General features: G+C 63.1%; 9 protein-coding genes. 7 read left to right on the plus strand and 2 right to left on the minus strand.

Going from position 1 to position 12,953, the window contains the following annotated elements:
* Positions 1 to 76 precede the first annotated feature (76 nt).
* The 6 genes from NLY43_RS28405 to NLY43_RS28430 all read left to right on the plus strand — a co-directional run bounded on the left by NLY43_RS28405 (position 77) and on the right by NLY43_RS28430 (position 9,091).
* Positions 77 to 1,543 (plus strand): alpha-glucosidase/alpha-galactosidase, encoded by a 1,467-nt coding sequence (locus NLY43_RS28405; RefSeq protein WP_023687911.1) that lies wholly within the window; start codon positions 77 to 79, stop codon positions 1,541 to 1,543.
* A 98-nt stretch (positions 1,544 to 1,641) separates the two neighbouring features.
* Positions 1,642 to 3,777 (plus strand): ABC transporter substrate-binding protein, encoded by a 2,136-nt coding sequence (locus tag NLY43_RS28410; protein WP_023712129.1) that lies wholly within the window; start codon positions 1,642 to 1,644, stop codon positions 3,775 to 3,777.
* A 99-nt stretch (positions 3,778 to 3,876) separates the two neighbouring features.
* Positions 3,877 to 4,884 carry an ABC transporter permease gene (locus NLY43_RS28415; protein WP_023668135.1) on the plus strand — a complete coding sequence of 336 codons (1,008 nt, stop codon included), beginning with the start codon at positions 3,877 to 3,879 and terminating at the stop codon, positions 4,882 to 4,884.
* Positions 4,885 to 6,021 carry an ABC transporter permease gene (locus NLY43_RS28420; protein WP_023687914.1) on the plus strand — a complete coding sequence of 379 codons (1,137 nt, stop codon included), beginning with the start codon at positions 4,885 to 4,887 and terminating at the stop codon, positions 6,019 to 6,021.
* 10 nt (positions 6,022 to 6,031) lie between these two features.
* The gene (locus NLY43_RS28425) at positions 6,032 to 7,699 is read left to right on the plus strand and encodes an ABC transporter ATP-binding protein (protein WP_023704663.1); all 1,668 of its coding nucleotides are present in this window, start codon (positions 6,032 to 6,034) and stop codon (positions 7,697 to 7,699) included.
* Between the two features lie 21 nt (positions 7,700 to 7,720).
* On the plus strand, positions 7,721 to 9,091 hold the full coding sequence (locus tag NLY43_RS28430; protein WP_023712126.1) for an alpha-glucosidase/alpha-galactosidase: 1,371 nt from the start codon (positions 7,721 to 7,723) through the stop codon (positions 9,089 to 9,091).
* A 29-nt stretch (positions 9,092 to 9,120) separates the two neighbouring features.
* On the opposite strand, the gene NLY43_RS28435 is transcribed toward NLY43_RS28430, so the two are convergent.
* The gene (locus NLY43_RS28435; protein WP_023712125.1) at positions 9,121 to 10,767 is read right to left on the minus strand and encodes an acetolactate synthase large subunit; all 1,647 of its coding nucleotides are present in this window, start codon (positions 10,765 to 10,767) and stop codon (positions 9,121 to 9,123) included.
* Between the two features lie 275 nt (positions 10,768 to 11,042).
* On the opposite strand from NLY43_RS28435, the gene msuE reads away from it, so the two are divergent.
* Positions 11,043 to 11,603: an FMN reductase gene (gene msuE / locus NLY43_RS28440; RefSeq protein ID WP_023712124.1), complete on the plus strand. Its 561-nt coding sequence runs from the start codon at positions 11,043 to 11,045 to the stop codon at positions 11,601 to 11,603.
* Between the two features lie 160 nt (positions 11,604 to 11,763).
* Here the strand turns inward: msuE and NLY43_RS28445 are convergent, their stop codons facing one another.
* Positions 11,764 to 12,795, minus strand: a complete 1,032-nt coding sequence (locus NLY43_RS28445; RefSeq protein ID WP_023712123.1) for a hydroxyacid dehydrogenase — start codon at positions 12,793 to 12,795, stop codon at positions 11,764 to 11,766.
* Between the last annotated feature and the right edge of the window lie 158 nt (positions 12,796 to 12,953).

Genomic DNA, 12,953 nt, shown 5'->3' on the forward strand with positions numbered 1-12,953 from the left:
CATGCGCGCCGAGGCGAGCCGCCATTCCCTTTCCTGTTGCTCCTTACCCGGCATTCGAATGCATCGAGGTGAGGTGATGAGTTTCAAAATCGCTATTATCGGCGCCGGCAGCGTCGGCTTCACCAAGAAGCTGTTCACCGATATTTTGTGCGTCCCGGAATTCAGCGACATCGAATTCGCGCTGACCGATCTCAGCGAACACAATCTGCAAATGATCAAGGCGATCCTCGACCGCATCGTCGAGGCCAACAAGCTGCCGACCAGGGTGACGGCGACGACCGACCGCCGCAAGGCGCTGGAAGGCGCGCGCTACGTCATCAGCTGCGTGCGGGTGGGCGGGCTCGAAGCCTATGCCGACGATATCCGCATTCCCTTGAAATACGGCATCGACCAGTGCGTCGGTGACACGATTTGCGCCGGGGGCATCCTCTACGGCCAGCGCAACATCCCGGTCATCCTCGACTTCTGCAAGGATATATTGGAGGTCGCCGAGCCAGGCGCCAAATTCCTCAACTATGCCAACCCGATGGCGATGAACACCTGGGCGGCGATCGAATATGGCAAGGTCGATACGGTCGGCCTCTGCCACGGTGTCCAGCACGGCGCCGAACAGATCGCCGAAGTGCTCGGCGCCAAGTCGCACAGCGAACTCGATTATGTCTGCTCCGGTATCAACCACCAGACCTGGTTCATCGATTTGCGGCTCAACGGCCGCAAGATCGGCAAGGACGAACTGGTGGCTGCCTTCGAGGCGCATCCGGTCTATTCGCAGCAGGAAAAGCTGCGCATCGACGTGCTGAAGCGCTTCGGCGTCTACTCCACCGAAAGCAACGGTCATCTCTCCGAATATCTGCCCTGGTATCGCAAGCGGCCGGACGAAATCACCCGCTGGATCGACATGTCCGACTGGATCCATGGCGAGACCGGCGGCTATCTTCGCTACTCCACGGAAACCCGCAACTGGTTCGAGACGGAATATCCGCAATTCCTCGAAGCGGCGTCGAAGCCGCTCGACGTATCGAAGCGCTCGAACGAGCATGCCAGCCATATTCTCGAAGCGCTGGAGACGAACCGCGTCTATCGCGGCCACTTCAACGTCAAGAACACCGGCATCATCACCAATCTGCCGCAGGACGCGATCATCGAATCACCCGGTTTCGTCGATCGCTTCGGCATCAACATGGCGTCAGGCATCACGCTGCCGGAAGCCTGCGCGGCCACCTGCATGGCTTCGATCAACGTTCAGCGCATGTCGGTGCATGCGGCTGTTACGGGCGACATTGACCTGCTCAAGCTCGCGGTGCTGCACGATCCGCTGGTGGGTGCGGTGTCGACGCCGGAAGAGGTCTGGCAGATGGTCGACGAGATGGTCGTCGCCCAGGCGCGTTGGCTGCCGCAATACGCCGATGCCGTGCCGGCCGCCAAGGAGCGGCTTTCGAAATCGATGGTGAAAACCCGCGACTGGGCGGGTGCGGCGCGGCGCAAAGTGCGCTCGATCGAGGAACTGCGCGCCGAAAAAACGGCCCTGAAACAGGCCGGCTGAGAATGCTGGCAGGCGGACAGCGGGAGGCCGGTTCGCCAATCAGCCGTCATGAATAGATGCGGGCAGCAGCAGACGTCGAAACATCTGGGAGGAACACAATGAGGAACTTTCGTGGAATTGGCATTCTCGCCGGGCGAAGAATTGGTATTCTCGCCGGGCGAAGAATTGGCATTCTCGCCGGGCTGGCGCTGAGCGTCTCGGCATCGGCGCTTGGCAGTGCATACGCGTCCGAGCCGACCACGCCGCCGGCGCCGGCGGCGTTTCCCGCCGAGGGCAAGATCAAATACGTCGCCCGCGATTCCATCCTGGAGTTCAAGGCGCTGCCCGAATATCACGAGCCCGAGTGGGTCACCGAGAAATACGTCAAGACTGGCAAGCTGCCGCCGGTCAAGGATCGCCTGCCGAAGGAGCCGCTGGTGTTCAAGACCGGCAACATGCCGGACGGCATCGGCGTTTATGGCGACACCATGCGCCACGTCATTGGCGGCCGGCCGGAAGGCTGGAATTATGGCGCCGGCCAGACCCAAGGATGGGGCGGCATCGACATCGGCCTTTCGGAATGCCTGACGCGCACCGCGCCTTTGTTCCAGGTCGAGGCCAAGGACACCGAGCCGCTGCCCAACCTCGCCAGGAGCTGGGACTGGTCGAAGGATGGCCACACGCTGACCATGCACCTGGTCGAAGGCGCCAAATGGTCTGACGGCGTTGCCTTCAATGCCGACGATGTCATGTTCTACTGGGACGATGAGGTCGTCGACCCCAATGTCTCGCCGTTGAACGGCGCCACAGCGGAAACCTTCGGTGTCGGCACGACGCTGAAGAAGGTCGACGATTACACCGTCGAGTGGACCTTCAAGGACGCTTTCCCCAAACAGTATCTCTACGCCATGGCCTATGGCACCTTCTGCCCCGGCCCGGCGCATATCCTCAAGCCGCAGCATCCGAAGTACTCGAAGAATACCTACGAGCAGTTCAAGAACGCGTTCCCGCCGGAATATATGAACATTCCGGTGATGGGCGCCTGGGTGCCGGTGGAGTATAGGCCCGACGACATCATCGTCTTGCGCCGCAATCCCTACTACTGGAAGGTCGACGAGAAGGGCAACCAGCTGCCCTATCTCAACGAACTGCACTACAAGCTGTCGACCTGGGCCGACCGCGACGTGCAGGCGGTGGCAGGGGCCGCCGACTTCTCCAACCTCGAGCAGCCGGAGAATTTCGTCGCTTCGCTGAAGCGAGCGGCGGACAAGGACGCGCCGGCCCGGCTCGCCTTTGGCCCGCGCCTGATCGGCTACAATCTGCGCATGAACTTTTCCGCCAATGGCTGGGGCAATCCCGACGAACGCGGCCAGGCGATCCGCGAGCTCAATCGCAATGAGGACTTCCGCAAGGGCATCACCATGGCGCTTGACCGCAAGGCGCTCGGCGACTCGCTGGTCAAGGGGCCGTTCACCGCCATCTACCCCGGTGGCTTTTCCTCGGGCACCAGCTTCTATGACCGCAACTCGACCGCCTACTATCCCTTCGACATCGAGGGCGCCAAGGCGGAACTGGCCAAGGCTGGTCTCAAGGATACGGATGGCGACGGCTTCGTGAACTTCCCGGCCGGGACCGCCGGCGGCAAGAATGTCGAGATCGTGATGCTGGTCAACAATGACTACGGCACCGACAAGAGCCTCGCCGAAGGCGTCGTCGGCCAGATGGAAAAGCTTGGCATCAGGGTCGTGCTCAACGGCCTCAACGGCACCCAGCGTGATGCCTCGCAATATTCCGGCCGCTTCGACTGGCTGATCAGGCGCAACGAGCAGGAGCTGACTTCCGTCGTGCAGAATACCGTGCAACTCGCGCCCGTCGGACCCAAGACCAGCTGGGATCACCGCGCGCCCGAAAGCGGCGTGGTCGACCTGATGCCGTTCGAAAAGGAGCTTGTCGACATCGTCAACAAGTTCGTCTCCTCGTCAGACAATGACGAGCGCGCCAGCCTGATGAAGACGTTCCAGAAGATCTCGACGGAGCATGTCTACAATATTGGACTGACCGAATATCCCGGCGCCCTGATCATCAACAAGCGCTTCTCCAACATCCCGCAGGGAACGCCGATCTTCATGTTCAACTGGGCCGAGGATTCGATCGTGCGCGAACGCGTCTTCGTCGCCGCCGACAAGCAGCAGAAATACGAACTCTTTCCCGACCAGCTTCCCGGCAAGCCCGGCGACAAGGGTCCGACGAACTGAGTTTCCTCCCCTGGCTGACGCCCGGCCGCGCTGCGCGCGCGGCCGGGACGGAGTAAGGTCAGCGGCAACAGATTAGATCCAAGGAGGAGAAACGGTCCGATGCTGCGATTCCTGGCCATGCGCATAGCATCGGCGGTGCCGGTCATGGTCATCCTGAGCCTGGTCACCTTTGCCATCATCCAGGCGCCGCCGGGCGACTATGCCGACTATATCCGTTCGCAGCTCATCAACCAGGGCGGGGCGTCTTTTGCCGAAGCCGACGCGCAGGCGCAGGCCTATCGGGTCGAGCACGGCCTCGATAAACCGCTGCCCGTCCAGTACCTGAACTGGGTCGCCGGCATCATCACCCGCGGCGATTTCGGCTACAGCCTCTATTACAACAAGCCGGTCGCCGCAGTGGTCGGCGAGCGGCTGCCGCGCACGCTGCTGCTGGCATTGGTCTGCCATCTGCTGGCGTCGGTGCTCGGCATCACCTTCGGCATCTGGGCGGCGACCAGGCAATACACATGGATCGACTCGGTGCTGTCGGCCATCTCCTTCCTCGGCATGACGGTGCCGCGCTTCCTGATGGCGCTGATCATCGTCTATCTCCTGGTCTTCCAGTTCAACGTGTCGGAGATCGGCAGCTTCTTCTCGCCGCAATATGGCGGCGCGCCGTGGTCGTGGGCGAAATTCGCCGACCTCGTCAAGCATGTCTGGCCGGTGGTGGCGATCGCCACCTTCGGCGGGCTCGCCTACAATATGCGCGTCATGCGCGGCAATCTGCTCGATACGCTGAACGCGCAATATGTCGAGACGGCCAAGGCCAAGGGCCTGACCGGCAGCGCCGTCGTCATGCGCCATGCCGTGCCCAACGCACTGCACCCGCTCATCATGTATCAAGGCGTGGTGCTGCCCTACATGCTGACCGGCGAGATCGAGACGGCGATCATCTTTGCGCTGCCGACGGTCGGGCCCGCCATCGTCGGCTCGATGGCGGTCGGCGACGTTTATGTCACGGCGACCTTCATGATGGTGCTGTCGGCAACGCTGATCGTCGGCAACATCATCGCCGACATGCTGCTCGCGCTGCTCGATCCGCGCGTACGCCAGTTCAGGGAGAGCTAGATGCTGGCGCGTGACCCATCCCCGCCGCCGCCCCCGGCTGAAGCAACCGCGATTGCGACCCCACGCGGCAATGAGAGCTATATGGCGCTGGTCTGGCGCCGGCTGAGGCGCTCCTGGACCGGCATGGCCGGGCTGATCCTTGTCGTGCTTCTGGTGCTGATGGCGCTGTTCGCCGATTTCTTCGCGCCGATGGACCCCAAGGTGACCGATGTCGCTTTCGCCCCGCCGCAAGTGATGAGTTTTCACGACAGAGACGGGAATTTCGTGCTCCAGCCGCGGGTCTATGCGCTGGCGGATTCTGCAGACCTCGACCCGGTCACCTTCCAGCCGGTCGTCGGGCCGGATTACGAGCATCCGCGCCTGCTCGGCTTCTTCGTCAAGGGCGCCGACTACCGGCTGCTTGGCCTGATCCCCGCCAACCGGCATTTCTTCGCTTCGGCCGACGGCCAGCCGGTGCATTTTCTCGGCACCGACAAATTCGGCCGCGATGTGTTGTCGCGCGCCATCCAGGGCTCGCGCGTCTCGCTGATGATCGCGCTGACGGTGGTGTTCATCATCACCGTCATCGGCACCACAGTCGGCATGGTCTCGGGCTATTTCGGCGGCCGCTTCGACGTCTGGATGCAGCGCTTTGTCGAGCTGGTGCTCGCCTTCCCGCAATTGCCGCTCTATCTTGCGCTGACGACGCTGATCCCGGTGACCGCGCCGACCAACGTCTTCCTCGCCTTCGTCATCATCGTCATGTCGGCGCTGGGCTGGGCGCAGATGTCGCGCGAGGTGCGCGGCAAGACGCTGGCGCTGGCGCGGATCGACTATGTGCGCGCTGCCATGGCGGTTGGCGCCACCGACATGCGTATCATCATGCAGCACATTTTCCCCAATGTGATGAGCCACGTCATCGTCGCCGTGACGATCGCGATCCCGACGGTGGTACTGCTCGAAGCCTTTCTCGGCTTCCTCGGCTTCGCCGTGAAACCGCCGCTGATCTCATGGGGGCTGATGCTGCAGGACACGGCTACCTATTCGGTCATCGGCACCTATCCGTGGATCCTGTCGCCGGTCGGCTTCGTGCTGATCACCGTCTTTGCCTTCAACGCGCTGGGCGACGGCCTGCGCGATGCCGTCGATCCCTATTGAGGTGGCCGGGATGACCGTAGCGCTCGCAGCCACCTTCGCACCAGCCGTCCGGCTCGACCATGCCGGCCGCCACGACCAACCCATCATCGATGCCCGCAACATCGAGGTCGCCTTCAAGGTCGAGCACGGCGTCGTCGACGCGGTGAAGGATGTCTCGTTCCAGCTCTATCGCGGGGAGACGATCGCCATCGTCGGCGAGTCCGGTTCCGGCAAGTCGGTGACGGCGCGCGCCGTCATGGGGCTCTTGTCAAAGCGGGCCACCGTGTCGCCGAAATCCACCATCGACTATTGCGGGCAGGACATACTGAAATTCCCCGAGAGCGCCCGGCGCAAGTTGCGCGGCAATCGCATCTCGATGATCTTCCAGGAGCCGATGAGCTCGCTCAACCCGATCTATACGGTCGGCAGTCAGATCGTCGAGGCGATCAGAGTGCATCGAAAGGTCAGCCGCAAGCAAGCCTGGGCGCGGGCGCTCGAGCTTTTGCGGCATGTCCAGATCCCCGAGCCGGAAGCGCGCATCAAGCAGTATCCGCACCAGATGTCGGGCGGGCAGCGCCAGCGCGTGATGATCGCCATGGCGCTCGCCAACGACCCCGATGTGCTGATCGCCGACGAGCCAACGACAGCGCTCGACGTCACGGTCCAGGCGCAGATCCTCAATTTGATCCGCAATCTGCAAAAAGAACTCAGGATGGCGGTCATCCTGATCACCCACGACCTCACCGTGGTGCGGAAATTCTCGGACTATGTCTATGTCATGCAGCATGGCGAGATGTGCGAGCACAACGTTACCGAGCGGCTGTTCGCCGACCCGCAGCATGCCTATACCAAGCGGCTGCTCGCTTCAGAGCCGCACGGCAAGCCGCAGCCGCTGCCGGAAAACAGCGGCACCATCCTCGAGGCCCGCAATATGCGCGTCTGCTTCATGCTGCGCCATGGCAGCTTCCTGAAGCCGGACTGGCGCGAGCTGGTCGCCGTCGACGATCTCGGCCTGAAGCTTTGCCGCCACGAGACACTGGGGCTGGTCGGCGAATCCGGCTCCGGCAAGACCACGTTCGGTCTCGCCTTGCTCAAGCTCACCGAGGCCAAGCGCGGCGAGGTCAGCTTCGACGGCCAGCCGATCCACGGCCTGTCGCGCGCCGGGATGCGGCCGCTGCGCTCGCGCATGCAGGTCGTTTTTCAGGATCCGTTCTCGTCGCTTAACCCGCGTATGACGATCGGCCAGATCATCGAGGAAGGGCTGGTCGTCAACAGGATCGGCGCGACACGGCGCGAGAGGGTCGGTCGGGTGCGCGACGCCCTGGTCAGCGCCGGCATGCCCGGCGATATCCTGTCGCGGTTCCCGCACGAATTTTCCGGCGGCCAGCGGCAGCGCATCGCCATTGCCCGAGCCATCGCGCTGGAGCCCGAATTCATCCTGCTCGACGAACCGACATCGGCGCTCGACCTTTCGGTGCAGGCGCAGATCATCGACCTGTTGCGCAAGCTGCAGGACGAACGCGGCCTTAGCTATCTCTTCATTTCGCACGACCTCAAGGTCGTGCGCGCGCTCTGCCACCGTGTCATCGTCATGCAGAACGGCAAGATCGTCGAACAGGGGACTGTCGACGAGGTCCTCACCCATCCCAAGACCGCCTACACCGAACGGCTCGTCAGGGCCGCCTTCGACGTGGCGTAGCAAAGTGCCGGAGGTTTAATAGTGGCAAGACATCCCAGGATCACCTTCATTGGCGCGGGTTCGACCGTGTTCATGAAGAACATTGTCGGCGACGTGCTGCAGCGCCCATCGCTGTCAGGCGCGACGATCGCGCTGATGGACATCAATCCGCAGCGGCTGGAAGAGAGCGCCATCGTCGTCAACAAGCTGATCGCGACGCTGGGCGTGAAGGCGAAGGCCGAGACCTATTCCGACCAGCGCAAGGCGCTCGCCGGTGCCGACTTCGTGGTCGTCGCCTTCCAGATCGGCGGCTTTGAGCCCTGCACCGTCACCGATTTCGAGGTGCCGAAGAAATACGGCCTGCGCCAGACCATTGCCGACACGCTCGGCGTCGGCGGCATCATGCGCGGCCTCCGGACCGTGCCGCATCTGTGGAAGATCTGCGAGGACATGCTGGCCGTCTGCCCAAACGCGATCATGCTGCAATACGTCAACCCGATGGCGATCAACACCTGGGCGATCTCAGAGAAATACCCTGAGATCAAACAGGTCGGCCTCTGCCATTCGGTGCAAGGCACGGCGATGGAACTGGCGCACGATCTCGACATTCCCTACGAGGAGATACGCTACCGCTCGGCCGGCATCAACCACATGGCCTTCTACCTGAAGTTCGAGCACCGGCAGCCGGATGGCTCTTACCGCAACCTCTATCCGGACCTGGTCCGCGCCTATCGCGAGGGCAGGGCGCCGAAGCCGGGCTGGAACCCGCGCTGCCCCAACAAGGTGCGCTACGAGATGCTGACGCGGCTCGGCTATTTCGTCACCGAAAGCTCCGAGCATTTCGCCGAATACACGCCCTATTTCATCAAGGAAGGCCGCCCCGACCTGATCGAGAAGTTCGGCATTCCGCTCGACGAATATCCCAAGCGCTGCATCGAACAGATCGAGCGCTGGAAGGGCCAGGCCGAGGCCTATCGCTCGGCCGACCGCATCGAGGTCGAGCAATCGAAGGAATACGCGTCCTCGATCATGAACTCGGTGTGGACCGGGGAGCCTTCGGTGATCTACGGCAATGTCCGCAACAATGGCTGCATCACCTCGCTGCCGGACAATTGCGCCGCCGAGGTGCCGTGTCTGGTGGACGCCTCCGGCATCCAGCCGACCTATATTGGCGAGCTGCCGCCGCAACTCACCGCGTTGATACGCACCAACATCAATGTGCAGGAACTGACGGTGCAGGCGTTGATGACCGAAAACCGCGAGCACATCTACCACGCGGCGATGATGGACCCGCATACGGCGGCCGAACTCGATCTCGACCAGATCTGGGCGCTGGTCGATGAGTTGCTGGCGACACATGGCGACTGGCTGCCGACCTGGGCGCGTGGGAGCGCCAAGGTCCGGGCCGCCTGAGCGCTGCTGCGGCGGTATCTACTCCACCGTCAGGCCTCCGGTGGCGCCGGCAACCGGTGGCGCAGTTCCTCGACCAGGACGCGCTCGTTCTCCGAATAGTCGATCGGAACGACGACGAGATGGACGCCACCGCAGGCAAAGGCCTGTTCAAGCGTCGATTGTATTTCTGAGACGGCGCCGACCCTGGTTCCCTTGGCGCCATAGGCCTCGGCATAGCGGACGAAATCGGGATTGCCGAAGGTCATGCCGAAATCGGGGAACTGGTCGACCGCCTGCTTCCAGCGGATCATGCCGAAAGCATTGTCCTCGATGATCAGCACGACCAAATTGAGCTTCAGCCTGACGGCGGTTTCCAGTTCCTGGCTGTTCATCATGAAGCCGCCATCGCCGCAGATCGCCATGACGCGGCGTGCGGGATAGAGCATCGCGGCCGTCATCGCCGACGGCAGGCCGGCGCCCATCGTGGCCAGGGCGTTGTCGAGCAGCAAAGTGTTGGCGACGCGCGTGCGGTAGTTGCGCGCAAACCAGATCTTGTACATGCCGTTGTCGAGCGCCAGGATGCCATCGGCCGGCATCACCGCGCGCACATCGTGCACCAAGCGCTGCGGCGTGAAACGGTCTTCGGTGGCGCGGGTGGCAATGCGGCTCAAAATCCCTTCGCGCAGCGGCAGTAGCGCCTGCGCGTTGGGGATCTTGCCCTCGATCCGGTCGGCAAGCAGCCTGAGCGAAGCGCCGATGTCGCCGACCACTTCGGTCTGCGGGAAATAGACCTGCTCGACATTGGCCGGCTGGTAACCGACATGGATCACCTTCGGTCCCTTGTCGCCCATAATGAAGGGCGGCTTCTCGATCGTGTCGTGGCCGATGGTGATTATGAGGTCGGCCTGTTCGATGGCCTCATGGACATAGTCGCGCTCGGAGAGCGCGGCGGTGCCCATGTAGAGTTCGGTGCCGCCGGGCACCGTGCCCTTGCCCATCTGCGTGGTGAAATAGGGAATGCCGGTCCTGATCACGAACTGGGCGAGGTCGGACGTCGAGCGCGGCCGCGATGCGGCGGCGCCCAGCATTGCCAGAGGACGCTGCGCCTTGATGATCATCTCGGCGGCGCGGTCGAGCGCAAGCGGGCTGGCCAGCGGAAGCTCGACCGGATGCGGCGGGATCAGCGCGACATCGTCGCACTCCTCGGCCGCGATGTCTTCGGGCAGTTCCAGATGCACCGGTCCCGGACGCTCCTCTTCGGCAATCCGAAACGCTTCGCGCACCACGGCGGGAATGGTCTTCGCCGAGATGATCTGGCGTGACAGCTTGGTCAGCGGCTTCATCGCGGCGACGATGTCGACGATCTGGAAGCGGGCCTGGCGCGACGACCGGATGCCCTTCTGCCCGGTGATCATGATCATCGGCATGGCGCCCAGCAGCGCATAGGCGGCACCCGTCGTCAGGTTCAGGGCGCCGGGCCCGAGCGTGGTGATGCAGACGCCCGGCTTGCCGGTGAGCCTGCCATGGGTGGCGGCCATGAACGCCGCCGCCTGCTCATGACGGGTGAGGATGAGCTGGATCGAGGATTTGCGGATGGATTCGACGACGTCCAGGTTTTCTTCGCCGGGAATGCCGAAGATGCGATCGACGCCCTCATTCTCGAGGGCGGCAACAAGCAGGTCAGAACCTTTGGGCACGAAGCATCTCCTGGGCAAAGCGGCGGCGAACCGCGGCGGGATATGATCAGACATAGTGCTGGCAAAGCCCTAGCGCGAGGCGCGGCCGCCGCCAATATCGCTCTGCTCTTGCAGACGGTTCTGTTTCTCGCGGCCTGAGTGAGCGCACCGGCCAAACGGAAAAAAAATCCCCGGCAATGGCGCTAGAGGGCCTATCCTTGCTTCTTGCTGCAGGCGCAAGCCTGTAAACATGCGGTATGAGGCGGGCCTGCCCGCCGCGCAAGAGGTGCCAGAATATGCCCAATCCAACCGTCGTCGGGTTTTCCGGCAATTTCACCAGGCCGTCCAAGACGCGTGGTTTTGTCGACCAGGTTGTCAGGGATATTGCGCGCCAGCATGGCCTGTCGGCGAGCACCTATGACATCGAAGACCTCGGCCCGTCGCTCGGCGCTGCCAAATGGGCGCGCGATCTCGACGGCCAGGCCCGGGCAGTCTTCGACAGCGTCGTCAATGCCGATGTGCTGGTGGTGGGGTCACCGACCTACAAGGGCAGCTACACCGGCCTGTTCAAGCACTTCTTCGACCTCTTCGATCCCGCTTCCTTGCGCGGCAAGCCGGTGGTGCTGCTTGCCACCGGCGGTAACGATCGCCACGCGTTGATCGTCGAGCACCAGTTGCGGCCGCTGTTCGGCTTCTTCGAGGCGCTGACGCTGCCGACAGGGGTCTATGCCACGGACAAGGATTTTTCCGATGGCGTGCTGCGGGCAGAACCCATCCTGAAGCGCGTCGAGCAGGTCGTCGGCGAGGTCGGGCTGGTGCTGGCCAATCGCTCAGCTGCCGGCGTCGCGGCCGGATAGCACGCAGATTTTTACGTGATCCGCAAATCAATACCCCGCCGGCCAGGCCTGGCGGGGTATCGCCGTGCAAAGGTTCCCGCGCTTGCGGTCATCCTGAGCGACGATGACAACGCGGCTTGGCCAACTCCGAAATCCATTTCAGACGGATTTATCGCGATAACTAGTTCCTGTCCGCCGGCTTCGAACGCATCCTTGACACGGTCTCGCGCTCGGCGCGCTTGGAGCGCAGCGGCGGCAGGCCGCGGTCGATCAGGTCCATGTCTTCCAGAACCATGTCGCCCATGCGCTTGAAGGCGATGTCGAGCGCGCCGGCGCGGTGGGCGGAGCGCAGGAAGCCGGGGATCGCACGGACCGGATGGTCCGCCGCCAGCGGCTCTTCGGGGAAGACATCGCTGGCGGCAAGGATGTGACCACTCTTCACCGCCGCCATCAAGGCCGGAAAATCGACGACGCCGGCGCGGCTGAGCAGGATGAAGGCGGCGCCCTTGCGCATGCTGGCAAAAGCATCGGTGCCGAGAAAACCCTGGTTCTCCGAGGTCACCGAAGCGACGACGAAGACGAAATCGCTGGTCGACAGCACCTCGTCCAGCGAAGCCGGCTCGACGCCACTGTCGATCAGGATCGATGGCGGCAGCCAGGGATCGAAGACCTTGGTGCGGGTGCGAAAACCCGACAGCAGTCGGTTGAGCGCACGGCCGAGATCGCCGAAGCCGATGATGCCGACATCGGCGCCGGACAGAAGCCGCGCCGTCAAATTGCCGTCGCCGCCCCACAGCTCTTCGCCTTTGCGGAAGGCGAGGTCGGCATCGACGATGTTGCGGGCGAGGTTGAGCGCCATGGCGAGGCCAAGCTCGGCCACCGGCTCGGCGAAGACGAGGCCGGTGGTGACGACATGGATGCCGCGCGCAAACAGCGTCTCATAGGGCATGTTGTTGATGAGGTTGGTCTCGACATTGAAGACGCAACGCAGCGCCTGCATCCGGTCCAAGGTCTCGGGCGAGATCGGCGGCTGGCCGATAATATAGCGGGCTTCGGCAAGCACGTCGGCGGGCAAGTTCGCCACGCCCTCGGCCGTCGTCTCGACGACGCGGTAATGCGCTTTGAGGCGCGCCAGCTGCGGTGAGGTGAAGATCAGGTCGAGCGTGCGTGGTTCCGGCGCGCTGATGACCAGCGGCAGGGTCTTGTTTGGCATGACGATTCCTCCCCGGCGCGATCCGTATCGCGTATTTTGCTTTGCGCTTGTGGTAGTCCCCAAAACCGCTTGCCGCCGTCCGGCGGCATGTGCTTGAGGGGTAAAATACCCACGATTAAACGATTTACAACTCCGGGAGGGGCCGCCGATCGCGTGGC

Origin of the sequence: Mesorhizobium sp. C416B (genome assembly GCF_030323165.1) — a bacterium.
Taxonomy (GTDB): domain Bacteria; phylum Pseudomonadota; class Alphaproteobacteria; order Rhizobiales; family Rhizobiaceae; genus Mesorhizobium.